The 26,586-nt window shown below is 47.9% G+C and carries 17 protein-coding genes; 12 read left to right on the top strand and 5 right to left on the bottom strand.

Annotation, left to right across the window (positions count from 1 at the left end):
• Nucleotides 1–35 precede the first annotated feature (35 nt).
• Entirely contained in the window at nt 36–794 is a 759-nt protein-coding gene (locus AC4IE7_RS18700; RefSeq protein WP_490778388.1) for a hypothetical protein, read from the bottom strand.
• Nucleotides 795–1,025: 231 nt separating this feature from the next.
• Nucleotides 1,026–1,385: a DUF4870 family protein gene (locus AC4IE7_RS18705; RefSeq protein ID WP_490778389.1), complete on the bottom strand. Its 360-nt coding sequence runs from the start codon at nt 1,383–1,385 to the stop codon at nt 1,026–1,028.
• Nucleotides 1,386–1,941: 556 nt separating this feature from the next.
• Here AC4IE7_RS18705 and AC4IE7_RS18710 point away from each other — a divergent pair.
• The 5 genes from AC4IE7_RS18710 to AC4IE7_RS18730 all read left to right on the top strand — a co-directional run bounded on the left by AC4IE7_RS18710 (nt 1,942) and on the right by AC4IE7_RS18730 (nt 7,210).
• On the top strand, nt 1,942–2,247 hold the full coding sequence (locus AC4IE7_RS18710) for a nickel-binding protein (RefSeq protein ID WP_490778390.1): 306 nt from the start codon (nt 1,942–1,944) through the stop codon (nt 2,245–2,247).
• A 56-nt stretch (nt 2,248–2,303) separates the two neighbouring features.
• Nucleotides 2,304–3,701 (top strand): cytochrome-c peroxidase, encoded by a 1,398-nt coding sequence (locus AC4IE7_RS18715; RefSeq protein WP_490778391.1) that lies wholly within the window; start codon nt 2,304–2,306, stop codon nt 3,699–3,701.
• 121 nt (nt 3,702–3,822) lie between these two features.
• Nucleotides 3,823–4,485, top strand: a complete 663-nt coding sequence (locus AC4IE7_RS18720; RefSeq protein WP_490778392.1) for a Crp/Fnr family transcriptional regulator — start codon at nt 3,823–3,825, stop codon at nt 4,483–4,485.
• A gap of 53 nt (nt 4,486–4,538) precedes the next feature.
• Nucleotides 4,539–5,741, top strand: coding sequence for a GAK system CofD-like protein (locus tag AC4IE7_RS18725; protein WP_490778393.1), 1,203 nt, complete (start codon nt 4,539–4,541; stop codon nt 5,739–5,741).
• A 290-nt stretch (nt 5,742–6,031) separates the two neighbouring features.
• On the top strand, nt 6,032–7,210 hold the full coding sequence (locus AC4IE7_RS18730; RefSeq protein WP_490778608.1) for a DesA family fatty acid desaturase: 1,179 nt from the start codon (nt 6,032–6,034) through the stop codon (nt 7,208–7,210).
• Between the two features lie 266 nt (nt 7,211–7,476).
• Here the strand turns inward: AC4IE7_RS18730 and AC4IE7_RS18735 are convergent, their stop codons facing one another.
• A complete protein-coding gene (locus AC4IE7_RS18735; RefSeq protein ID WP_490778394.1) occupies nt 7,477–10,362 on the bottom strand; it encodes a valine--tRNA ligase in 2,886 nt (961 codons plus the stop codon).
• A gap of 415 nt (nt 10,363–10,777) precedes the next feature.
• Between AC4IE7_RS18735 and ppdK the strand changes: the two genes are divergently transcribed.
• From ppdK to AC4IE7_RS18770, 7 genes are all read left to right on the top strand, one after another.
• The gene (ppdK, locus tag AC4IE7_RS18740; RefSeq protein ID WP_490778395.1) at nt 10,778–13,543 is read left to right on the top strand and encodes a pyruvate, phosphate dikinase; all 2,766 of its coding nucleotides are present in this window, start codon (nt 10,778–10,780) and stop codon (nt 13,541–13,543) included.
• 102 nt (nt 13,544–13,645) lie between these two features.
• Nucleotides 13,646–14,449 carry a hypothetical protein gene (locus AC4IE7_RS18745; RefSeq protein WP_490778396.1) on the top strand — a complete coding sequence of 268 codons (804 nt, stop codon included), beginning with the start codon at nt 13,646–13,648 and terminating at the stop codon, nt 14,447–14,449.
• Between the two features lie 799 nt (nt 14,450–15,248).
• Complete coding sequence (locus AC4IE7_RS18750; protein ID WP_490778397.1) at nt 15,249–18,434, top strand: MMPL family transporter; 3,186 nt, start codon at nt 15,249–15,251, stop codon at nt 18,432–18,434.
• Between the two features lie 319 nt (nt 18,435–18,753).
• On the top strand, nt 18,754–19,224 hold the full coding sequence (locus tag AC4IE7_RS18755) for a hypothetical protein (RefSeq protein WP_490778398.1): 471 nt from the start codon (nt 18,754–18,756) through the stop codon (nt 19,222–19,224).
• Nucleotides 19,225–19,338: 114 nt separating this feature from the next.
• The gene (locus AC4IE7_RS18760) at nt 19,339–20,448 is read left to right on the top strand and encodes a hypothetical protein (protein WP_490778399.1); all 1,110 of its coding nucleotides are present in this window, start codon (nt 19,339–19,341) and stop codon (nt 20,446–20,448) included.
• A gap of 1,077 nt (nt 20,449–21,525) precedes the next feature.
• Nucleotides 21,526–23,661: a dihydrolipoyl dehydrogenase family protein gene (locus AC4IE7_RS18765; RefSeq protein ID WP_490778400.1), complete on the top strand. Its 2,136-nt coding sequence runs from the start codon at nt 21,526–21,528 to the stop codon at nt 23,659–23,661.
• A gap of 86 nt (nt 23,662–23,747) precedes the next feature.
• Nucleotides 23,748–24,449, top strand: a complete 702-nt coding sequence (locus AC4IE7_RS18770) for a hypothetical protein (protein WP_490778401.1) — start codon at nt 23,748–23,750, stop codon at nt 24,447–24,449.
• Nucleotides 24,450–25,138: 689 nt separating this feature from the next.
• Here AC4IE7_RS18770 and phbB read toward each other — a convergent pair.
• Both phbB and AC4IE7_RS18780 read right to left on the bottom strand, forming a co-directional pair.
• A complete protein-coding gene (phbB, locus tag AC4IE7_RS18775; protein WP_490778402.1) occupies nt 25,139–25,888 on the bottom strand; it encodes an acetoacetyl-CoA reductase in 750 nt (249 codons plus the stop codon).
• Between the two features lie 234 nt (nt 25,889–26,122).
• Nucleotides 26,123–26,494 carry a phasin family protein gene (locus AC4IE7_RS18780; protein ID WP_490778403.1) on the bottom strand — a complete coding sequence of 124 codons (372 nt, stop codon included), beginning with the start codon at nt 26,492–26,494 and terminating at the stop codon, nt 26,123–26,125.
• Between the last annotated feature and the right edge of the window lie 92 nt (nt 26,495–26,586).

Here is a 26,586-nt window from a genome sequence, read left to right on the forward strand (position 1 = left end):
CGGATTCCGCTGCGCTTCATCCAGGCTACAGAGAATCAGAGATCCTGCCACTTCGTCAATAGCAGGCCTGACAGGATTCCAGCTAATCCCCCCCCGATAATGCCACCGAATACTGCGCCAGGTAGGGTTTCTTGTATGGTTTCGAGGGCGGTTAAAAATGGCCCCGCAATTTCATTGTCAACGGTGCTGATCATTACGAAAAAACTGAGCGTTACAAAACTGGACACCCCAACACCGACCATCAACCCATCGCCAATAGGGGGCAGCAAATTGTCGTAGAGTTTAATGAAACTCGGCACTAATAAGACATACAGAATACCGGTCAGCGGGCACATTAACCCCACGATCAGGGAAATAGGGAGATTCTCAACAAAACTGGAAACGAGTAAAAAACTCAGCGAGATCAACCACCCTGAGCTGAATCCAGCTAAGGTTTTTGCATCGGCACGATTAACCCTGGAACCCATTGAGAAAACGCCATAAAGCGCACCGACAATCGCACCGACAAAGGCTGATAGCAGAAGAATTGTGTTTAGGTTTGCTGGCTTCTCTACAAGAATGAAGTAGAAGATGCAGATCGGGGAGATGATTACAGTCATCAGTACTGCAAGTCGCATACTGCTGTAGATCAAGGCGCCAAGAGTTCCAGAGAGTACGCCGGCAAATAGGTAGGGATTAACCGGCAGTTGCCAATATTCGGCAAAAGCAGAAAAGAATACAAACAACATTCCATATAACAGGCCGATGAATGCCCATATGGCACCACGAATCAAAGCTTCATTAATGCGTATCATAGCTGGGAATGTCTTTCTTGTAGCCGATGGAAAACATAACTTTCATGGTGGGGTGCGCCTGTGTGCGCCTCTGGAAATCAGGGTAATTCACTCTATTAGAAAGATATAGTGCATGAAAAAATCATAGCATTTTATTTTACAAATGTAGGGATTGAATATAGAGCATTAGCATCAAGGGTACCATCAATTTCATGAGGCGTTATTTTTTTCGATGGGGGGGTGATAATGCACTCAACTGTTGCTGTAAAGACCTTTTTCATCATTCAGACTCAGCCAACCCTTGGCGATTCGGTAGATCAACCAGACTGCATTAATAAAAAGGATGACATAGCCTATGAGAATGAAAGTGGTTATAAAGCCAATTACCGACCACAAGAGGACGTACCAGAAGGTACGGATCTGCCAGCGGAAATGTGATTCCAGCCAAGTGCCTTCCACATCATCTTTTTTGACATAGTTGATAATGACCCCGATCAGAAGGGTGATGACAAATAGAAACGAAACTGCCTGTAGTGCGTAAACCCCCACAGTTAGGGTCACTTCCCGCTGAAGGTTCCTATTCTGGTCTTGATCTGGATTGAGTGTTTTCATGATTGAATGTTGTTGTTATCAAGGGGCTTTTGAATCCGGATTCCGCAGTTGACCGCTAAAATCTGCTGTTTGGTAATGATCTGCCACAAATCCATGCTTCAGGTCGCGCCCTACGGGGCTTTACGACCCGTCCAGACTCTGCGTTGTGCTTTTTCGACAGGCAATAAGCATGGCTTCAAAAGCACGTCTTGATTCTGAACGGGTCGTAAAGCCAGAGGGCACAAGCAGTTAATAGAGGTGCCCTTAACTGCGGTTAGGTTCCCAACCTGGCTGATCAATGTCTGAACAGTACTCTTCTAAATCCCATTGTACACCAGTTTAACTGGATCTTCCGTTGTGTAGCATTTGCTACTGAAGGGGGATCTCCGGCTGTGTAATTTATAACCCCTGACTATTCACGATGGAGTTCTGATCAGATTGTCATCGCAGATACCACATGCAGGCATGATCCTTTTTACCGGTACAGTTTTAACCTCTCCGATAAGTTCATTGTCTCTCATCTCGATAGAACATGTCTGAAATTTCAGAAGGCCTGAAAACAGTAGAGGTGATAAATATGAAACCTATGAGATTTTTTGTTGATACCCATAGCCAAGATAGTGAAACCTTCCCAACAGGGCTGACTAAAGAGCAATTCGAAGTTTTTTACACCGCATATGAAAAGGCCTGTATGGAGGAGAATGTGGTTCCACTCAGAATTCATCTGAGTTATGAAGAGGCGCGCGCATTCTGCTTTACCATGGCAGCAGATGCGGCAGCGGTTCAGAGAGCACATGAAAAGGTTGGCCTGCCTTTTGACAGCATAACAGAGGTCACCACAGTGACTCCGGGAGATACCTTTTTTCAACGACGGGATGCCTGAGCAGATTCTAGTATTAATCCGGTTGTGGAGCGGCAGTGTTTAGTGAAGGTGTTTCAATGATGAATCTCGCAAACGTCAATATTCTAAGTGTGGTTGTAATTGCTGTGGTAGTCGGACTCGGGGTACTGATCACCATGGTGCGCTATGATCTCGGGCCAAAGGGCCGGCTGGCGAAAGGTGGGCAGTGGTTGCTGGCAACAGGTCTTGGAACAGGCATTCTGGCTCTGGCTTTTAAATTGATGATTATTCTTACTGTCACTAATTTTCCTGGTGCTGTGATAGATCCCTTTATCAAACAACCCGATATAGAGCCAACCGTTTCTGTATATGATCCACTATTGGGTATTCCGGCTTCGAAACGCTTTTTGTGGCAATCCTTACCGGCAAGTGATTTCTCAGAAAAACAGAGTGTGAAATCACCATCGCCCTATGTTTGGGAGGCTCTTCCCAGTAAAGCACCGGCGCCTGAGAGCAACCCGATGTCAGAGGAAAAAATTGTTTTGGGTAAACGGCTGTTTTTCGACAAGAACCTGTCGAGAGACCGTACCTTGTCCTGCAGTTCATGTCACGATGTTATCAGTGGCAGTGGTGATGATGGTCAACCGACCTCAACTGGGATTGATAATCAGCTGGGTGGCCGTAACTCTCCAACAGTCTGGAATGCAGCCTTTCAGTCCGTTCTGTTCTGGGATGGACGCGCCAGCTCGTTGGAAGAGCAAGCAAAAGGACCATTAATCAATCCGGTTGAGATGGGTATGCCCTCCTGGGCGTCTGTAGAAGAGCGAGTAAAGAGTGACCCAATCTACGCAGGCCTGTTTGCCAAAGCATTCGGTCAAGATGCGGCTATGGATATAGAACGAATTGCCCAGGCGATCGCCAGTTATGAACGAACCCTGATCACACCAGATAGCCCATACGACCGTTTTGTTGCTGGTGAACTGGATGCTCTCTCTCCTGAGCAGTTGAGTGGTATGGCGCTATTTCAGTCGTTAGGGTGTATCAACTGCCATTTTGGTCCCAATTTCAGTGGTGCCAGCCTGTTCGATCCTCGTGCTCCGCTACGTATCTTTCCGATCTATCCGACCCCATTCGAGCAGCGCTATAGGCTGACAGAAGACACGGGTGCCTCAAATCCTGAAAGCGGGCGGGGAAGCTGGCGGGTACCTTCTCTACGTAATGTCGCATTGACCGGTCCCTGGCTTCACAATGGTTCTGTAAGTGAGCTGAAGGAGGTGGTACGTATCATGTCCAGTGTTCAACTGGGCCATACGGGGCGATATCTTGTCTGGTCAGATGATCATAAAATCATGACGGAACTTAATAATCCGGTACTGAGTGAAGAGGATATCAGTGATATTGTTGCCTTTCTTGAGTCCCTGAGTAGCGATACTATACTCGAACGTATAAAGCTGGCTCGGGAAATGGAAGATATGACGATCGCCACGCTTGATTGACGACGATCGCGCAAATTGGTGAATTCTCCTGGAGGAGTCAGGGGATGCTGTTACCATTTGCCGCTGCCACTCTGTTGCTACAGATTGGTAGCCGGTTGTCATCAGGAACACAGGAGTAGTTGTGGCGGAAACCTTTCTTGATCTTACCCCAGCCGGTAAGAAGTTGTTTGATACCGGTGTTGTAACAAAGCGCTTTCGTAGTCCCACATCAGTCATCCATAAAGGCCAGGCAGTATCAGGCGCCTATCTGGTCACACGGGGCCGTCTACGGGTGTTCACCTATACCCCACAGGGAAGTGAAGCCACACTCTATTTCCTACGCCCTGGGGAGACCTGTGTATTGGCGCTTAACTGCCTGTTCAATGATCTCCGCTATCCTGCCTGGGTTGAAACTGACGACAACACCGAGGTGGATATCATTCCAGGATCCATCTATCGTAAATTGTTTGAGGTTGAACAGACTGTTCAGGACCTTACTGTTAAGGCACTCTCCTCCCTGGTGTTTCGCTTGATGGAGGAGTTGGAGCAGGTACACGCCTGCAACCTGGATCAGCGTTTGGCCAACTTCATTCTGAGTAACGCCTCTGAAGAGGGTATATTGCGTATGACGCAACAAGAGTTGGGTGGACATCTGGGTACAACCCGTGAAGTGATTGCCAGGTTGATTCAGGGGTTTGTGGCAGAGGGTGCTGTGGAGACCAGGCGTGGTGCGGTGGTTGTCAAAAATGCAGAGATACTTGCTCAACTGATCGAACCAGCAGGCATCTATGACGAGGTACACTAGGATGAAACACCATACCAGGTCACTACATACTTTCTTTAATAGCGAGTGGCACTTTGACCAAGCAGAATAAAATTCGAATCACTCGTTCAGTAACTATTCCTGATCCTATTAAAATCAGCCGATATCAGCGGTTGCCTGAATTGGGCCCCCGGATACTCTTTTTCAGTGGTGGGACAGCACTGAATGGGGTCAGTCGGGTTTTAAAAAACTTCACCCATAACTCCATTCATCTGGTTACGCCATTCGATTCAGGAGGAAGTTCAGCAAAACTGCGTCAGGCCTTCAATATGCCTTCAATCGGTGATTTGCGTAGTCGCCTGATTGCATTGGCTGATGAGAGCGTAACGGGTCATCCAGAGATCTACAATCTTTTCACTTACCGTTTCGACTCTGGCCTTAAACAGTCTGAGCTAATCAAGCAACTTGAAATGATCATACGCGGCCGGCATAAGATGATCGAACCGATTCCTAATCCGATGAAGCGTATTATTCGCAATCTGCTCGGTTTTTTTTATGACGCAATGCCGGTGGATTTCGATCTGAATGGCGCGAGTATCGGTAACCTGATTCTGACCGGTGGCTATCTCAACAATCATGAACATCTCGATCCGGTGATCTTTCTGTTTGAAAAGCTGGTTGGAGTACAGGGAACGGTACGTGCTGTCGCCAATGTCAATTACCACCTGGCTGCGGAGTTGGAGGATGGGAGACGGGTGGTCGGCCAGCATCTGCTGACCGGAAAGGAGGTGGCGCCACTGACTTCACCAGTGACAGACCTCTCTTTTTCAAAGACGTTGCATGAGTATCAGCGGGTTAGCGTGAAATTACGCAAGAAGAATCAAAGGCTTATTCAGCAAGCTGAACTGATTTGCTATCCTCCGGGTAGTTTTTACTCCAGTCTTGTTGCGAATCTGCTACCACAGGGGGTCGGTGGTGCAATCGCAGCCAACGATTGCCCTAAAGTGTTTATTCCAAATCAGGGTAAAGACCCTGAACAGATTGGTATGACACTCAATGATAGTTTACTGCAACTGATGCACTTTCTTAATGCTCACCGACCTGATGGGGGGGCTCCTGAGCAGTTATTGAATTTCGTATTGCTGGATAGTAGACGTGGCACTGTAAAAGCAGATATAGAGCACAGACTCTGGAGCCAATGGGGGATTCAGTTAATCGATGTACCCTTGATCACTCCTAAGAGTGAACCCTATTACGACGCTAACCTGTTGGTCTCAGTATTGCTTTCTTTAACCTGAAAACTCTCTTTCTTGTGGCAAGAAATAAAAACAGGTATCAATTTTTAAGCTATATACTAGGGTAGTGCTCCATACTAATGCGCGATTACAGCGTGACACCAAGCCATTGGCCGCCAGGCACGTGGTGCGGGTGATGGCTTGGCGTCTCGCCTTGCCTTGGTACACTAGGGATAGCCTGTGCTCTCAGTACGGGAGGAGATGATTTATCGGTCTAGTGGGCCGCAACGTGGCACTTTTTTTACCTGCTGTTATCGGTGGGATCAACATACACCTGTAGGTGCATTTTAATGATTTTCAATGGGTTGTTTGATTTATCTCTAATAGAATTTATTATCCTTACACTCTCTCTTACACATATTACAATAGTAGCGGTTACTGTATTTCTGCATCGTCATCAGGCCCATAAAGCTCTGACCCTGCATCCGGTCATAAGCCATTTTTTCCGTTTCTGGCTGTGGCTGACAACCGGTATGGTTACCCGGGAATGGGTAGCGATACATCGTAAACATCACGCTAAATGTGAAACTGAGGATGACCCACACAGTCCTATGACCAGAGGGTTGAGCACAGTGCTGTGGCGGGGAGCAGAACTCTATAAAACAGAAGCTTCAAACCAGGATACTCTGGAACGTTATGGTAAGGGAACGCCAGACGATTGGCTGGAGCGGAATATCTATCAGCGTTACAACTTTTCAGGTATAGCACTGCTGCTTATCGTTGAGTTTATCTTGTTGGGGCCTGCAGGGATAACTGTCTGGGCTATACAGATGATCTGGATTCCATTCTGGGCTGCTGGAGTGATTAATGGCATTGGTCATTTCTGGGGTTATAGAAATTTTGAAATCCCAAATACATCGACAAATATTCTACCCTGGGGAATATTGATCGGCGGGGAGGAGCTGCATAATAACCACCATGCTTTCGGCAGTTCGGCTAAACTATCCAATCGATGGTTCGAATTTGATTTGGGCTGGTTCTATATCAAGCTCTTTTCTTATCTGCGTCTGGCAAAGGTCCTCAAAGTGGCACCAAAACGTGCTTTTGTGGAAGAGCGGCCGCAGCTCGATATGGAGGCGATCAAGGCGCTGACAGTGAACCGTCTGCAACTCTTCAGTGATTATCGTAGACGGGTCTTGAAGCCTGTTTTTCGAGCCGAGATTCGCCAGGCTGATAAACCTCTGCGTCGACTCTATCGCAGTGCTTTACGCCTGGTCAGGCGGGATGCTCTGTTATTGAGTGATAAAGATCGCAAGCAACTGCGAGATATTCTTGATAACAATAGTGCCCTGGACAATGTCTACCAGTTTAAACTTCGTCTTCAAAAGATCTGGGAGCAACATACCTCCAGTCATGAGAAACGTTTGGAAGCGCTCACACAATGGTGCGCTCAGGCGGAGGCCAGTGGGGTTGATGCACTACAGGATTTTGCTGCTTTTCTCAGGCGATATAGCATGACGCCACTGCGTTGAACCTAAAAAAATCAGTTGACCGCTCCATTCTAATCAGATCTGTATGCTACCAATAGCATAGTGATTTGGTGCGGCAGGGCCGGCACCCTACAATTCGTTGTTTGTCTGTGGCTGTTTTAGGCTGCCAGTGCAGGGTGCGCTGAGATTTTCCACACATTCATGTAGCGTTAGTGTTAACAGGCCCTGGGTCAGATTTTTTAGCGGTCAACTGCAGAATCCAGGCTCAACACCCCCCTATAAGGGGGTGTTTGTCCTGCAAAATACCATCAGAGCTGTTGAATCTTTTCAAGCTGAGCTTTCAAACTCTCCAGCGCCTTAAGACTATCTGCCAGTTTATCCCGCTCTTTCTGAACCACTGCCTCGGGTGCCTTATCAACAAAATTGGGATTCGACAGCTTCTTCTCTGTCCGGTCAGCATCGTTTTGCAGACGAGTGATCTCTTTTTCCAGACGCTTAATCTCCGCCCCTTTATCGATCAGGCCTGCGAGAGGTATCAAAACTTTCATCTCACCCACCAGCGCAGTGGCGGATTCGGGTTCTGTATCTTCGGGGCCAAGGACCTCAATAGATTGGGTTTTCGCCAGAAAATCGAGAAATGGGCGATGTCGTTCAGCCAGGATCTGGTCATTGTCGTTGGCATTGGCTAGCAATACCGGTACCGGCTTACCGGGTGAGATATTCATTTCACCTTTGATTTTACGAATTCCGAGGATGAATTGCATTACCCAAGCCATCTCAGTTTCCGCCTCTTCATCAATCAATGAGTTGCGGGAAGTAGGGAAGGGCTGATTCATAATCGTTTCTGACGAATCGGCGGGATTGTCACTCCCCTTGGAAGCTGGAATCACACCAGCAATTGGCGCAATTCGCTGCCAGATCTCTTCAGTAATGAAGGGCATAATCGGGTGGGTGAGACGAAGCAGGTTTTCCAAAACCCTGACCAGAGTACGACGGGTTCCCCGTTTGGCCTCTTCAGATGCCTGATCATTGTTGAGTACCGGCTTACAAAGTTCCAGGTACCAGTCACAGTACTCGTTCCAGGTGAACTCATAGATCGCCTGAGCGGCATGGTCGAAACGATAGCCATCGATGGCATCAGCGACTGCCTGTTTGGTCTTTTGCAGACGGGAGAGAATCCAGCGATCCGCCAGAGAGCGCTCTAGCGAGGTGGGAAGCATTGAATGGCCTGCTTTTATCTCACTGATTCCGCAGTCCTGACCCTCCACGTTCATCATCACATAGCGGGCGGCATTCCATAGTTTGTTGCAGAAGTTGCGATAGCCTTCGATTCGGCCCATATCGAGTTTGATATCACGTCCTGTGGCGGCCAATGCAGCAAAGGTGAAACGCATGGCATCGGTGCCGTAGGCAGGAATACCGTCCGGAATACTCTTACGCGTCATTTTTTCGATCTTTTCAGCCAGATGAGGCTGCATCATGCCGCTGGTCCGCTTGCTGACCAGTGATTCCAGGTCGATGCCATCAATTACATCGATGGGGTCGAGCACATTGCCCTTGGACTTGGACATTTTGTTGCCCTCGCCATCCCGCACCAGGCCATGTACATAGACCTCTTTGAATGGCACATCATCCATAAACTTCAAGCCCATCATAATCATCCGGGCCACCCAGAAGAATATGATATCGAAGCCGGTTACCAGAACATTGGTAGGATAGAAATCCTTCAGGCGTTCAGTCTCTTCCGGCCAACCCAGCGTGGAGAAAGGCCACAGCGCGGAACTGAACCAGGTATCGAGCACATCCTCATCCTGTCGCAGTGGATAGTCATCTGCAAGATTGTGCTGGCTTCTGACTTCTGTTTCTGAGCGGCCTACATAGACATTGCCTTCATCGTCATACCAGGCTGGTATGCGGTGTCCCCACCATATTTGACGGCTGATGCACCAATCCTGGATGTTACGCATCCACTCGTAGTAGGTGTTCTTCCAGTTGTCGGGTACAAAACGGATCTTGCCACTCTCAACGGCCTCAATGGCCGGCTTGGCCAGAGGAGCAATCTTGACGTACCACTGATCGGTAAGAAAAGGCTCGATAACAGCACCAGAGCGATCTCCCCTGGGAACCATTAATTTGTGATCATCGATCTTTTCAAGAAGACCCTGAGCCTCGAGATCAGCAACCATTACTTTACGAGCCTCATATCGGTCAAGACCGATATATTTCTCAGGAATCAGTGCGCCTTCTTCCTCCTCATTTTGCCGAATTGCAGCATCGATGGTGAAGATATTGATCAGGCCACCATGAGCCTGTTTACTGATACTGACCTCATCCCGGTGGCGCTGCCAGACCGCATAATCGTTGAAGTCATGGGCTGGAGTGATCTTGACGCAGCCGGTACCGAACTCTGGATCGACATGCTCTTCATCGGCAATAATTGGAATACGGCGACCGGTCAGTGGCAGTTCCAGGAGTTCACCGATCATATGTTTATATCGTTCGTCGTTTGGGTTGACTGCCACTGCGCAGTCCCCGAGCAGGGTCTCTGGGCGGGTGGTGGCGACGATCAGATGACCCTGTCCATTGGTGAGCGGGTAACGCATATGCCACATGTGGCCGTTCTCTTCCTCGGAGAGTACCTCGAGATCAGAAACTGCTGTATGCAGTTTTGGATCCCAGTTGACCAGGCGCTTTCCACGATAGATCAGGCCCTCTTCATAGAGTCTGACGAAGACCTCCTTGACTGCATCCGAGAGCCCATCATCCATGGTGAAGCGCTCATGCTCCCAATCCAGGGAGGAGCCGAGGCGGCGCAGTTGGCGGGTTATATTGCCGCCAGACTCTTTTTTCCACTCCCAGATGCGCTCAATGAATTTTTCCCGCCCCAGGTCGTGACGTTTTTTCTGTTCCGCCTCAAGCTGGCGCTCCACAACCATCTGAGTAGCGATACCTGCATGGTCAGTACCAGGTTGCCACAGGGTCTGGTCGCCCTTCATGCGGTGGTAGCGGATCAGGGTATCCATGATGGTGTTGTTGAATCCATGGCCCATATGCAGACTGCCGGTGACATTGGGTGGGGGGATCATGATGCAGTAGCTATCACCGTCTCTCTTTTTCGGAGAGAAGTAACCGCGCGCTTCCCAAGTCTGATACCAGCGTTGCTCAATGGCGTGAGGGTTGTAAGTTTTTTCCATGGATCTCTTAATGGCTAAGCAGCAAAAAGGGAGTATTATATTTACCTGACGCCATAATAGGTAGTGTTCAGACTACAATAATGGTTTTGGTCAATGGGAGACCCAGAAACGAGGGTGGTTTTCTCGCCAAGCCTCCTTATGAGGAGCAAGGGTATGTTTGTCACCCCGCTGATTTCCAGATTCTCAATTCAGACCTGCTGTAGCGAACATGACCTTGATGTAAAGTGGAGTACATAACCTGCTTGATCTCAAACAGTGAGGTGATCAAAAAATGAAAACTACGCCACCCAGTTAGTCTCATAGGCAGAGAAAAGCTTTAGCTCGCGATTGATCAATCGCCTGAAACTAAATAAACACCGGACTTACAAAAAATACTAATCCGGACTCGATAAAATACCCAGGGGAGAACGACACCATGAGTCAAACAAGACATGTCTTTGCATTTCATGAGGGCGACGGTAAAAACAAAAAACTGCTCGGTGGTAAAGGAGCAAACCTCTGCGAGATGACCCAGTTCGGGTTAAATGTTCCTCCTGGTTTCGTAATCAGCACGCAAGCCTGTCTAGACTTTCTGGCGAACGAGGAAAAAACGCTTCCCGGTACATTGATGGACGATGTGCAGTCAAATATGCGTCAGGTCGAGAAGTCCACTGGTAAAGGGTTCGGTGACCCTGCCAATCCGCTGTTGGTCTCCGTACGCTCAGGTTCCGCTATGTCGATGCCGGGGATGATGGATACGATTCTTAACCTGGGTCTGAATAGCAAAACCCTTGAAGGGGTAATTGAACAGACGGGTGACCCACGATTTGGCTATGACGCCTATCGTCGATTCATTCAGCTATTTGGCAAAGTTGCCTTGGGTGTATCCGATGAGGCCTTTGATAAAGAGTTTGATGATGTTAAGCAAAATGCCCGTGTCAATGAGGATGTGGGCTTGTCTGCTGATGATTTGAAAGAGATCAGTGAACGTTTTCTCAAGGTCTTTGAACAAGAGACCGGACGCCCCTTTCCAGAAGATCCCTATGAGCAGCTGGAGATCTCAATCAAGGCCGTTTTTGGCTCTTGGATGGGCAAGCGAGCGGTCGATTACCGCCGTCAATTCAATATTACCCCGGAAATGGCAAATGGCACTGCGGTCAATGTCTGTACCATGGTATTCGGTAATCGAGGCAATGATTCTGCTACCGGTGTGGCCTTTACCCGAAATCCGGGTACTGGTGAGAATAAACTGTTTGGTGAATATCTGGTTAATGCGCAAGGCGAGGATGTGGTCGCCGGTATCCGAACACCTAAACCAATCGCCCGTCTGGATGAAGAGATGCCAGAGATGGCGAAGCAGCTGGAAGAGTTGCGTCAAAAGCTGGAGGAGCATTACAAAGAAGTTCAGGATTTCGAGTTTACCATCGAACGCGGCACACTCTACTGTCTGCAGACCCGCCATGGCAAGATGAATGCGACCGCAATGGTACGCACCTCTGTAGAGATGGTTGAAGAGGAGTTGATCAGTCGTGAACAGGCTTTGTTGCGTATCGATCCTGTCTATCTTGAGCAGATGCTCTATCCTCGTCTGAACAATGATATAAAGGCTGAGGCCATTGCCCAGGGGCTACCCGCCTCGCCAGGTGCGGCAAGTGGTATTGCAGTATTTGACGCAGATCGGGCTGAAATCATGGGCAAGGATCAGGGGCGGGAAGTTATTTTGCTGAGGGAGGAGACCAAGCCGGAAGATATCCATGGATTTTTCGCCTCGGAGGGTATCCTCACCAGCCGCGGAGGTAAGACTTCCCATGCTGCCGTTGTGGCTCGTGGTATGGGTAAACCCTGTGTGGCAGGTGCAGAGGGGATAACTGTTGATGTACAAAGACGAGAGGCTATCGCCGAGGGTACTGTGATCCGCGAAGGGGACATGATCACTATCGATGGCAGCAGTGGTAATGTCTATCTGGGCAAGATCCCAATGGTCGAGCCCGATTTCACCGAGGAACTGAACCGACTACTACGTTGGGCCGATGAGGTTGCCTATCTGAGGGTGATGACCAATGCGGATACCGAGACGGATGCCAAACGCGCACTAAAATATGGTGCCATGGGCATTGGGCTTTGCCGTACCGAGCGCATGTTCAATGCAGTTGACCGCTTGCCTGTGGTGATAGAAATGATCGTGGCAGAAACCCCTGAACAGCGTCAGGCAGCTTTGGATAAACTACTGCCAATGCAGCGTGGGGATTTCAAGTCGATCCTGGAAGTTATGTCTCCCAGGCCAGTGACTATTCGTCTGCTCGATCCTCCTATCCATGAGTTCCTGCCATCAGAGCAGCAGTTGCTGCTTGACCTGGAAGAGTTACATCATCTGCGCAACTCAGTTCGCGGCATGAATGTCCTTGCCGGCAGCATGATGCTGTTACAGGATCCTGAGCATGCCAAACAAGAGGCTGACTCTCTACGTCACCTTGTAGATGAGAGTCTGGTCGAGAAGGCGATTGAAAAGAAGGAGACCATGCTACGCAAGGTTCGGGCCCTGACTGAAACTAATCCCATGTTGGGTCATCGTGGAGTTCGGTTAGGGATCACCTTTCCAGAGATTTACGGTATGCAGATCCGGGCAATCCTTGAGGCAACGGCGGAATGTGCCGCCAAAGATCTCGAAGTGCATCCGCAAATTATGGTGCCCCAGGTATGTACCGTTGAAGAGCTGAAACGGGTTAAACAGATGGTGGATGAGATTCGTAGAGATGTGGAGGAGAAATCGGGACAAAAACTCAATTTCCTTTTTGGCACTATGATTGAGGTTGTTCGGGCCTGTATGCGGGCGGACTCACTGGCGGATGAAGCGGAGTTTTTCTCATTTGGCACAAACGATCTGACCCAGGCGACCTTCTCTTTTTCTCGTGAGGATGCTGAGAATAAGTTTCTGCCGATGTACAACCAGAACGACATACTCAAAGACAACCCCTTTGAAGTGCTCGATGAGAAAGGTGTTGGGAAACTGATGAAGCTGGCAGTGGAGTGGGGACGTCAGAAAAAGACAGACCTCAGTGTAGGTATCTGCGGCGAACATGGCGGGCATCCAAGCTCCATCGAGTTCTGCCATAGAGCGGGGTTGAACTATGTCTCCTGCTCTGCGCCACGAGTGCCGGTCGCCAGATTGGCGGCAGCTCATGCCAGTCTGATCAACAAATAAGTATCTAGATAAGTTACTGGGCCAGACAGATTGTCGAACAAAACAGACCAGCTAGGATCTACAACTTAGTAACGGTGCATTTTGGCGGCGAGATGTTGGCCCATGACTTATTATGGTTATCCCCGACTTCCCTCTGCGTTCGGTAGCAAAAGTAATCTGAGCGCAATGCAGGATGCTGTTGATTATTTGAATGAAAAAGCTCAAGCCAAAATTCAGTTTAATGACGATGAAAAAGAGTTTCTAAAAGAGCTCTATGAAGCATTTGGATGGGGAGGATTGGCAAAAGGTATGCCGGAGGCGGCAGCGCTCGCAGATCATTATGTCAGTGGTGGTGGGGAACCACTTGAGATGGATTCTGAGCCTTATAAAGAGTCAGTGGTCGTAAATGACACTATGGATGCTATGAAATCCCATATTAAAGATTTTGCAGAAAATAATCAGAACTTTCATACGTTAAAAACCAACGACTCGACTTTTAAACATAGCCCACACTTCAAGTCTCTAATGATGGTCAATGGAAGCAGAAATCAAATGACTGAGGGGCATGTCAAGAGTGATGGATTGATGTATGCAGAACAAGACAATCAAAGGTTACAGAAAGCGGACAATCGCTTTTATTTGCAGGCTGATACGATTCAATATAGTAATGGTGACTTTCAAACAACCTGGCGTGTTGATAATGTATACGACTTTGAACCCTATTCTAAGGGGAGTAAGATTTCCGATCTGTTTTTAAATGAAAGTTTGATTCTAAAGCTACCAGATGGGTTGTCAGAATACATGGATTCTGGTTTAAGGATAGCTGAGCCGTTTAACTATCATGCAAAATGGACAGAGGTTTGGAGATGGTGCCTTGAAGCTCTTTTTATTTTCTTTATTGTTAATAGTTATCACTGCTTGTACTGATAATGACTGTGGATTTGATTTTGCAGCAGACCAAATACGCTTTGCTGATAGTGCAGAGAAGAATGGAATAAAATACTATCTCTACACAAGAACCGTAGGCTTTCAAGAAAAAACTGTGTTCTTCGAATTGTTTGACGAAAAACCGATTGACTACAATACTAAATTTTATCGCTAGTTAAGCATTACTTTTTTTCCCGCTTGTTACGAAGGAATGCATGTCTCGCATTACTCTGATCCTGGCGCCAAAAAAAGTGTAACTTTGTTCAGTTACAATGAGCTTCTTAGATAAATAGCGATGTGGTGAAGTAGGGTGCGGCCCTGCCGCACCATAAGAGTGAGCCCTCCTTAGTTAGTGTCATTCCAATCAGATGCCAATTGTGAATCCATTTGTCTACCCATGGTGGAGAAGTGTATATCCTGCGCCACCAAGATAGACTCCATGTCGCCGGAGATCTACAAGTACCTTCACGCCTCTCTACACAGCAAGCCACAAAAGGATAGGTTGCCTGATGGCTTGTTGCCTAAAGCAAGCTGGAGGGTCAGAAAGGCAGAGGAAGAGCGCAGATTCGATAATTGCCAAGGATGATCTCTCCCTTATCTAATTGAACAATATATCCATAAATTGTATATGGAATTCGTACAACAAAGCGCTCTTCTCAACGGACTATAATTAGCTATGCTTGATTGACATACTCAAAAGCAGTGGGGTGTAACAAAAAGCGCATTTTGATTGAGGTAATTCAATCCACTCAGCTGGTCTGTGGATATAGACCTGCCGGCGGATTCGGGAACACTCCTCATGAGCAAAATCATCTTATCAGCTGCACGACATCCTGCCTGGGTAATCGCGGCACTCTGCTGCATTACGATTCTCGCCCTCACCCGTCTACCGAATCTCAATGTAGAGATCGCTGCTGAAGGCATGATGATCGACAATCCTCCTGCACTGGTCGACTACCAACGCACCATGGAGACCTTCGGCAGCGAGAATGTCACCATCATCTACCTTGAAGACCCGAATCTGTTTGAAGCTGAAAATCTTAGCGCAATAAGCCAGGTATTGAAGCGCATTGAGAAAATTCCTCAGGTGACACGAACAGTCAGCCTCTTCTCCGTACGCTATCTGCGTACAGTTGATGGCTATATTCATACTGATCCTTACCTAAGTTCCATTCCAGAGACCCGGCAAGACGCAGCGCTGCTGATAGAGGCCGCACTGCTCAATCCGTTAATCGAAAGAAACCTCCTCTCTGCCAGTGGTAGTGTCATGGCGATCAACCTGTTTTTCGATATGGAGAACTACCATCGCGGTTTCGATGAACAGGTTGCGCTGGCCTTGGATCAGGCGATCGAGCCACTGCAAAAACGTTTTCGCAAAGCTTTTCACTTGGGAGATCCATCGATCCGCTCCGCCATCTCCGAACAGATCCGTTCTGACCAGCTACTGATTCTACCGCTTGCCCTGGTGGTATTGATTACCACCCTGGCTATCACCCTAGGTAACTGGAAAGCCCCCCTGATACCTCTACTCACTGCAGGCATGAGTATAATTTGGATCCTCGGCTTGATGGCAGCCCTTGGCATACCGGTGAATGTTATGACCTCGATTGTACCGGTGCTGCTGATTATTGTGGGCTCAACTGAGGATATTCATTTGCTGTCAGAGTATCAGGCAGCGCTGCGAAAGGGCAAAAGCAATCAATTGGCACTCAGTCTGATGGCAAAATATATGGGCATGGCCATCCTTCTGACTTTTGCAACAACAGCACTGGGTTTTCTTTCAATTTCCCTTAATCGCATTGACCTATTACAGCAGTTTGGCTTGATCAGCGCCCTCGGACTGGCAATCAACTTTCTGATTACCATCACCCTGGTTCCCGCCAGTCTGCAGTTGGCCAGTGATTCCGGACTAAACACCCTATCAGCCACTCAGCGCCCCTATGCGCAATTTTCCTCCCACCTTTTTCAACAACTATCACGCTATCCGAAAGTCATCATCAGCTCAATTCTGCTTTTGATGTCGGTCTGTCTGATCTGGGCAACCCAGATCACGATCAACAATAACGTAATGGACTACTTTACCGAACAATCAGAGCTACCGGAACAGACCGAACTGTTACATCAGAATCTATCGGGAATGCAGGCCCTTTCTATCGTTTTGAGTGGCACCCAGGGCACCTTTCTGCAGGTACCCTATCTTGAGGAACTGCGTAGATTACAGGATTATCTGGAAGAGACGGGGCAATTTGACAAAAGCTTCTCCTTTGCCGATTTCATTGCAGTGGTTCACAGCGGTATCGACAATGAGTGGCCAGGCACCATCTACCTCCCAGCACGTAACGAAGTCGTCAAAGAGTATATGTCCCTGTTGGATCATGAGAACGCTGCAAGTTTTGTCTCGGCAGACTACAGCCAGGCACGCATACTGGTACGTCACGCAATCGGCTCTTCCCACCAACTGAATGCAGTGGTTGATGAGATAAAAACCTATGCGGGTGAGTGGATGGATCCGACGCTGAAAATCACCATCACCGGTGGCAGTTATCTCAACAGCCAGGCAGTGGATCACATGGCTGAGGGTCAGGCGAAATCACTGATCCTGATGCTGTTGGTAATCTTTTTGCTGGTAGCCTTGCTGTTCATGAATCTGAAGGCAGGCATCATCGCTGTAGTCGCCAATGCATTTCCTATTGTGGTGCTGTTCGGCATCATGGGCATGACTGGCATTGCACTAGATACCGGCACAACCATGGTTGGCGCCATCGCCCTGGGTATCTGTGTTGATCACACCATGCATTTCATGGTGCGATACCAACGCTTGGCGATCGATTTTCGCTCTGAGTCAGATGCACTACTCCAGGTCATCCAACAGGAGTCAACGCCGATCATGGCCACGGCACTGGCGCTTGCTGCAGGTTTTCTCACGCTGACCTTTTCGAACTTCCCACCGGTGTCAATGTTTGGACTGTTGAGTGCCATAGTCATGTGTCTTGCACTGGTTGGAACTTTTATATTGATCCCTTTAATGCTCCGCAATACACGACTTATATCAGTATGGAGTGTACTCTCGCTTCACTTGAGGCGAGATGTACTTGATAAGTGCCCGCTGTTCAAAGGAATGCGACCCTGGCAGGTAAGAAAACTGGTCGCCCTTAGTCGGATCAGAGAGTATCAGCCAGATGAAGCGATTCTACAGCAGGGGATGAACTACGATACCATGCTGGTATTACTGAAGGGAGAGGCTGAGGTTTGGCATACACGTCGTGATGGCTCCACCTTTCATGTCACCACTTATCAACCCGGTGGCGTATTTGGCGTAACATCCCTGGTTTCCAACCGTCAACGTCAGGCTGATGTTGTAGCTGTTGGAAAGGTGCAGGCCCTGTCATTCAGATGGCATAGCATTCACCGGATCGCTCGGCTCTTTCCCCGCATCGCATCCCGCTTCCATGAAAATCTCTCTACAACCATCGCAGGTCGACTGCTGCATATGCCTTATGATCTATCCTATCAAGATGAAGTGACTGGCCTTTATAGCGCCACATTTATTCAAAAGTTGTTGGACTTTACCGCAGATAAAGCACATCGATATGAGGAACAACTCTGCTTGATAATTCTCAGAATTGAAGGGGAGGATTTCATAATAGAAAACCATGAACGACAAGTGCTTCGATGGCTATTTCGTGAGATCACTCAAACAGTAAATCAAGTCTTACGAAAAGTTGATCTTCTCTCCCGCTGGGGGACGGGAGAATTTATCATTATATTACCTAGAACAGATCACAACACACTGGATGAGATTGCCTGTCGCCTGAAGTCCAGCCTAAACAGGATGGATTACGGTGTAACAAAAGGCGTGACCATACAAGCGCGCTGTGCACACCTAAGGAATGGTGATACAGCGGAATCACTGATAAACCGCGCAAAATCCAATCAAGCTATTTGGCAATTGACGCAAGCGGAGAGTAGAGAAATAAGCGCCTGATGACAATAAGGGATATCAAAATAGCCTACAACGATGGCACGATGCATGTCATCTTTGAGCAGCTGGACTTCATGTCCAAGCTGGTGACGCTGGTACCCAAGCCTCGAGTTAACCTGCCCCGATTCCACTGCGTATTATTACGGGCTTACTGCCCTCACCCTACGTGCCAGCCTTCGGCTGTTCGGAATCGTTCCAAACGATTTTGTCGCCCCTAACAGCAAATGCCGCACTGAAGTAACGCCTGCTGGGGAGGGAAGGGCAACCCATCTTAATCGGAGGATAAAAACCACTGAACTGCATCATCAGGCCATGACCTGTTTTGTGCTCCAGCAAAAGCGGCAATGGTAATCACGTTACGCCAATCGATCATCAATACTATGTGGCGCCGGATTTTGGTGAGAATGAATCCATTGAGATTGATGTCTACTCTCCAGCTGATGGCACAGTGAGTAGTATTCAGCACATGGGGAATTTCAATAATGATGACTACCGCTTCGTTGTTGATCATGCAGAAAATCTGCAATCGATCTACATCCATGTTGATAATCTTTCCGATAAACTGGCTGCCTACGCTCCGGCAGATGTCTCAATCTCAAGCGGTCTGGTTAAGTATGACCTGGTCAGCTACGACTACTACGACAATGGCATACCCTGGGACAGATCAAGTTTCAGCCAGGGATTGACGATGGACAACTACACATTCATCGATGCAGTGGTATTGGTGCGGCTGAGGGTTGCTGAATATACAGAGCAGCCCACTAGGGTTATCACTAGTATCGAATGGTGTTAAGTAATTGCTATATTGAACGCTCGAAAAGGTGAGCGCATGGTTAGCAAAGATAACTATGACTGACTGATTGTTCTGGTGTTGTCTTGTGACTGTGTCTAAAGGGAGTTAATGGTAATGACTGATTCAGCTGGTGGTGTTGGTGGCGGTGGCTCAACAGGCTCAATGGGTGGTGGATCAGATGTAGGCGGATCCGAGTCCGGTTCCTCGCTTGGTGACGGCTTGTCTGGCAGCAGCTCTCTATCGGACTCTCTCACAACAGGTGAACAACTTGCTAATAGTCCAACTACAGAAGATGGCTTGAAAGATTCAACAACACCGTTGGGCTCAGCGCTCAATTCATCGACCACGACAGATGCATTGGCTGATAACAGTGCGAAATCACCCAAAGACAAACAGGCAGCTAGCGATCAAGGCAAAACTAGTAGAGCCTCGGACATTGCAGGCAATGTAATGACAGTAAGCACAGCTGCCGTGACTGCAGTAGCAACTCATGTGCAGCAAAAAACAATACAGGGGCCTGTGGAACATGCAATCGAGCGATTGGAAGCAAGTAAAGACCCGGCGCAAATGGCTAAAGCCGAAACGCTGCGGGATGCGAATAAACCGGGTGGCTTGAAAGGGGCAATTCACCCGGATGCGGTTGAATATGATGTCGATAAAACCATTGCGGCCAGAAACCAGGTTCTAAGTGACAAATCTGTAATCGGTAACAAATTAGCCAATGATCTCAGTAAAGTCTCCAAGAGTATCGACTTGGCAGAATCTGTAGCTAAAAAAGCCGGGGTGGTCGGTATGGTGGCCGGGCCAGTCATAGGCTCTGTTTCAGAAATATCCAAGCTGGATGAGAATGCAACAACCGCAGAACAGATAACAGCAGGTATTGTTGGGGCGGTTAAAACTGTTGATAATGCTATTGTTGGAGTGACAACTGGTGCCTTTGTCGGTCTGGGTACATCGTTGACCGGACCTGGGGCAATAGTAGCAGCGACCTCTGCTGGTATGGTTGCAGAATCAGCCTACAAATCTACAGGGACTGATCAACAGTTTGATGATTTTATCGATAATTCTGTCGCGCCTGTCGTACAATCCGGTGTGGAGATAGGCCTGGATACAATCGATTCTGCGGTCGAATTAGGCTCACAAGTAGTAAATGATATTCAAGATACGGCAAGCGATTATTACAGTGATTGGTTTGGTAGTAACAATGGAAAAGTACAACCTTGAACATGATCTGATCGATGTTGAATTGGGGCGCTCCTCATGAGTCAGGCCCTAAAAGGTTACTTTGAGCGTTTCCGTCAATACCACTACCTGGGGTATCTCAGGCACTACTACAATGCAGCAAGACATCCCCATCCGATTCGGTTTATAGTTTTTTTTATCCTCGGGGCGATCCTTGTTTTCAGTCTGGCAATAGTTAGTACTTTCGCTATCTTAAACAATACATTTCAGGGTGACCCGATCATATTTTACAGCCTCACTTCGTTATTGTATCTAATTGGGTTCGCTGGGGTTCCAACAATAGTTCTTTGGATTCAAGGGTATCGTCACAGGGATACAATAACTGTTTCGGATATACCGGATGATCTGCCAAAAAGTTCAGGCAAAGAAATTTGGTATATTATAATTCTCCTTTCTCTAGCACATGCCATACGAAAAATTCTGGGATGGTAGGTAGTAAGCAGATTTTAAAAGAAGAGAGTATAAGAGAAGAAGAAAAAAGTTTTTACCCTGTCGTGGGGTGGCTCCTGTAATATTTTCTCACTAAATAATCATCTAATATTCCTTGCTTCTGCTCGCTACGAAGGGATGCATGCCTCACGCTGCCAGAATCCTTGCACTATCACAAGCACTCTTCACCCTGCTGAATTATTGAATCCAGGTTAAATCGCTAGGCCATTAGTGTTGTGATGAGGTAGGGTGTGGCCCTGCCGCCCATAAGAGCGAGGCCTCCTCCGAAGTTCATCTTACTAGCCATAATAACCCGACACTCAGGGTTACAAGAATGGCTCAGATCAACGCATGGACCGCTCCCCGCAAGAAGAGCCCTTGGGCTATACATTGGTAGGAGGCTCAATACTGAGTTAAGGACACCTCTATTAAATGCTTGTGCCCTCTGTGTGACCTGAAGCCATTCTTGTAGCCCCTAACCAATTTGGCATCATGACAGTCCGTTGTGTTTCGGAATAGTTATGGCCAGGTTGGTAAGTGCCATTCCTGTCAGATACTAAATGTGAATCCATCTGCTAGGCTGAAGCGTAGTTCTATAACAAAAATCAATGCTGATTAGGAATTGGTCGTATGAACTCACGCAAGCTTGCACTCTTTCTGGTTATTGCTGTTGCAGTGATCCTCTTTTTTGTATTCGATCTCGATCGATATTTGACCCTTGAGTATTTAAAGTCGCAGCGGGATGCCATTGTCTCCTGGAGAGAGGCTCAGCCTCTGCTGGCAAGTATCAGCTTCTTTGTGGTCTATGTTGCAGTCACTGCATTGTCACTGCCTGGGGCGGCAATCATGACTTTAGCAGTGGGCGCAGTGTTTGGGTTTCTCTGGGGTTTGGTGTTGGTCTCATTTGCGTCTACGATTGGAGCCACATTGGCATTTTTGATTGCCCGGTTTTTGCTGAGGGACAGTGTCCAGGCAAGATATGGAGAGCGACTGAAGGCAATTAACGAGGGTATTGAGAAAGATGGCGCTTTCTATCTGTTTACCTTGCGTCTGGTGCCCATCTTTCCATTTTTTATAATCAATTTGCTGATGGGGTTAACGCCTTTACGCAGCTGGACTTTTTACTGGGTCAGTCAGCTCGGTATGTTGGCAGGAACGATTGTCTATGTTAACGCTGGCACGCAATTGGCAACTATTGAAAGCGCCTCTGGGATTCTCTCTCCAGGCTTGATTGGCTCGTTTGTGCTACTGGGCTTGTTTCCATTGCTGGCGAAAAAAATCATGGCGATCATCAAGCAGAGACAGGCACTCAAAGGATGGGAGCGTCCTAAAGTATTCGATCGTAATTTAGTGGTTATAGGTGGTGGTTCAGCAGGTCTGGTCTCTGCTTATATCGCAGCAGCGGTTAAATCCAAAGTAACATTGATCGAGAAACACAAGATGGGCGGGGATTGCCTGAATACAGGGTGTGTTCCCTCGAAGGCGTTGATTCGTTGCTCCCGAATCCTCAATCAGTCCAGACGTGCGAAAGAGTGGGGATTCGACTCTATTGATGTGAAGTACGAATTCAGTGAGGTTATGCAACGGGTAGATCGGGTGGTAAAGCAGGTTGAACCCCACGATTCAGTAGAGCGTTATACCAAGCTTGGGGTGGATGTAGTTGAGGGGGACGCTCGAATTACCTCACCCTACAGTGTTGAAGTGAATGGCATTGAATTTCGTACGCCAAATATTATTGTCGCTACTGGCGCCAGACCCTTTGTACCACCAATCAAAGGTATCGATGCAATCGACTATTTGACGTCAGATAATCTTTGGCAGCTGCGAGAGCGACCCGAGCGGTTACTGGTGCTCGGTGGTGGTCCCATTGGCTGTGAACTCTCCCAGGCATTCGCTCGCTTCGGTAGTCAGGTCACCATTGTAGAGATGATGCCAAGATTGATGATCAGAGAGGATGAGGATGTGGCAGATCTCGTTGCACAGCGCTTCCAGGAGGAGGGCATTCAGCTTCTGGTCGGACACAAGGCGGTTGAATTCATTCAGGAGCAGGGAGAGAACGTGCTTATCTGTGACTATCAGGGGGAGTCGGTTAATGTAACCTTTGATCAGGTCCTGGTTGCTGTAGGGCGTAAACCAAATACCAACGGGTTCGGCCTGGAGGCGTTGAATCTGGCGCTTAACCCCAATGGCACTTTGCAGACAGATGAGTACCTGCAAACCTCCATACCATCGATCTATGCCTGTGGTGATGTGGCGGGTCCCTATCAGTTTACTCACACTGCGGCACACCAGGCCTGGTATGCCGCGGTAAATAGCCTGTTTGGTCTGTTTCGACGATTCAAGGTGGACTACTCGGTGATTCCCTTTGCAACCTTCACCGATCCGGAGGTAGCCCGTGTAGGACTCAATGAGCTGGAAGCTGATCAGCAGGGCATCGAATATGAGGTAACTAAATTTGACCTTTCAGAGCTGGATCGGGCGATAGCCGAAGGGGAGACCTCCGGTATGGTCAAAGTATTGACCCCACCGGGGAAGGATAGAGTGCTGGGTGCCACAATTGTGGGTGAGAATGCAGGTGAATTGATCGGTGAATTTACTTCTGCGATGAAGCATGGTTTCGGTCTGAACAAAATACTTGGAACCATTCATATCTATCCAACACTGTTCGAAGCCAATAAATATGCAGCTGGCGCATGGAAAAGGGCACACACTCCGGAAAAACTACTCTCCTGGGTTGAGCGTTTTCACAGTTGGCGGCGTGGGTAAATAGAGGGCATTCTCCGACAACCGGTGATCTGTGATATTCTTCTGATTTTAATTCGTTGATCGATTTTTTGATGGGGTGAAAAACCATGCTGTTGCGTCGCATGATCACGACACTTCTGTTAATGCTCTCAACCGTTAGTCTCGCTGATAGTTATGCTTGGCAGGGAGCATTGCAAGATGGGAGTCATATAAACATCGACCCTAACACCAATAAGGTAACACGTACTGCTGAGGGGGTGAGTTCTCCCCTATGGGATGGTGTCCATAGTTTGGACAATGGTGCGGTTATTATTGTGAGGAACGGGGTGGTAATCAAAGATGTTGCAATAATCGAAGCTCAACACGAGCAGGAGCGTGACAGGCTCAATGCGGCCTGTATGCAACTGGTGAGAAAAGTTTGTGGAGAGCACAATGAGTGCAGCTCCTACCCATCCTGTGATCCTGCCCGTCAATTATTGGCAATGGAGCGTGAAGAACTGAACGAAAGTTGGGCTGGTATGGTACTTGAAACTTCCACCCACTGTCTGGAAGGGTTGGGTAATGAGGATTTTTTCAAGCCCTGTACGCAGAACAACTCAGGGGAGAAGACGCCCTGTGAAAAACTACAAACCAAGGTTTGTGGTAAAGGGCAACAGTGCGCTGAGCGAGAGTCATGTAGTGCTGCAAAGCAGTTGGTCTCAATGGAGAAGCAAGACAAATTCAGTGTTCCTGGTGGGTTCACCTATGCAACAGCACAATGTCGTGATGTCTTAGTATCAGATGACAGCTTTTTTAAGGGTTGTGAATAGTTTTTTAAGGGCGAGCACTCCTAAGGTGGATATCTACATCAACTATCTACCATAACTGTCGGTTTGAGAATAAAAAATGGATACGTGGGGTAGCGCAATGAAGTGTCGAATTTCTTAACACATTGCTCTATAAGTGGGGGCTAGTGTTATCAAATAGCTAGCGAACATTTGTTGAATATTACCGAAAAACACTATAAATCTGACAGTTAGAGCGTCGAAAAGCTTTACAATACACCAGGAATCTACTTCTACTCGTTACATATATTGATGTAAATCATCGAGTTTTTTCTTGTGGCACCGATATTGCGTATATAGAAGTAGAGATAACTGTTGGAGAATTAAGATGTTACTCAATAAAAGCTTACAAGCCTGGCCTGAAGATCCTGCATGGCCTGATCCATTTGGTGACGATCCTTACGACATCAAGCGTTGATTCTATGTTCTGGTTAGTAAAAGCTCTAAATATCTGATTTTCAACAACTAGCAGCGGTGATTGCCAAGCAATCCTGTAATTGTCTTCGAAAATATTTCTCGACTGACCACCCAGTGAATCAGTCCTGAGTTATATAGCCAGCCTGCTCTCCTCTCCCTGAACCAGTCATACAAACCATGAAACATCTTCTGTATGGGCAAAAAAAACCCGGCAGTGGATGCCGGGTTAAAGAATCACTCGAGGGAGAAGTGATAAACTAGTGAATAAAAAGACCACCATTGACAGGTAGGTTTGCACCTGTGACATAGGTACTTGCGTCATCAGCGAGAAATGCCACTGCTTGTGCAATCTCTTCTGGTTGACCCATCCTGCGCATTGGAATGCCGCCAACAATAGCTTCGCGGACGTCATCTCGCATTGCTGCAGTCATTGCGGTTTCAATATAACCAGGAGATACAGTATTCACAGTCACGCCTTTTGCTGCACCTTCATAGGCCAGAGCCATGGTGAAACCGTGCATGCCTGCCTTAGCTGCTGAATAGTTGGTCTGTCCAAACTGTCCACGCTGACCGTTGACAGAAGAGATATTGATAACACGTCCAAAACCCTGATCCACCATGCCGTTCCAAATTGGGCGGGTGACGTAGAATACGCTGTTGAGATTGGTGTCGATGACTGCATCCCACTGGTCGGAAGTCATCTTCTTCATGGTGGTGTCCCGGGTAATACCGGCGCAGTTTACGAGAATATCAACCTGACCAAATTTTTCGACAATCTCACTCATCAGAGCTTCGCCACCTTCAGGAGTGGAAACATCACCTGCAACGACATCAATCTGAGCACCTTGATCCTGTTGGCTCTGTTTCCAGGCATCAACTTGATCGGTTTCTGCAGGATGGCAAGTAGCTACAACTTTGGCACCTTCCTGGGCTAGACGCAGGCAGATTGCGGTACCGATACCACCAAGACCACCAGTGATAACAGCGATTTTGTCTTTACAGCTCATTATTCTATTTCCTCAATTTGGAATAACAGGAATTCAACAGTTCGAAAAATTGAAATTTAAAATGCCACCTTTTCACCCAGCATAGATGCCTATGTGTTCAATGTGGTGAATGAACAGTCTTTCGATAAAGACTGGATTGGTGGAATGATTCATCCGTCTACAATCTACGGACTTTAAAGAAATAAAACCGGCGCACCAGGCGCCGGTTTTAACAGCACGAAATCCAGGGCTGGATTAGGCAGCCTTTTCTGCTGCTTTGCTGATCTGCTCGTTGGCGGTAGCCAGGTTGCTCTCGTACCAGCTACGTACTTCTTCACCGGTTTTCTGGCTCATCTCTACTGCTTCACGGGTCTTGTTCATCATCTCTTCACCCAGTTTACGGGTCATGTCCATCTGGCCGCGAACGACTTCGTGGTAATCTTTTGCTTCAGAAACAAGCTTCAGCTGGTCCATGCTGGTTGTCATCAGGCTGTTGAAGGTGTTCATCTGTGCTTCCATAACCTGGTTCCAGGTTTTCAGGCTGATGTCGGTCAACTGACGAATACTATCGTAACCGGTAGTGTTGAACTCGTTGATCATCTCGATGCTCTCTTTTGCGTTTGCCATGTTGTGCGCTCCTAGTTGGTTGTGCGTTGCAGCATTGTTGCAGTGCAGCATATGGCAGATTCGGGAGCTTGTCAAGAAAAATTGTGCGCCGC

The organism is Candidatus Thiodiazotropha sp. AKAK3, from assembly GCF_058244645.1.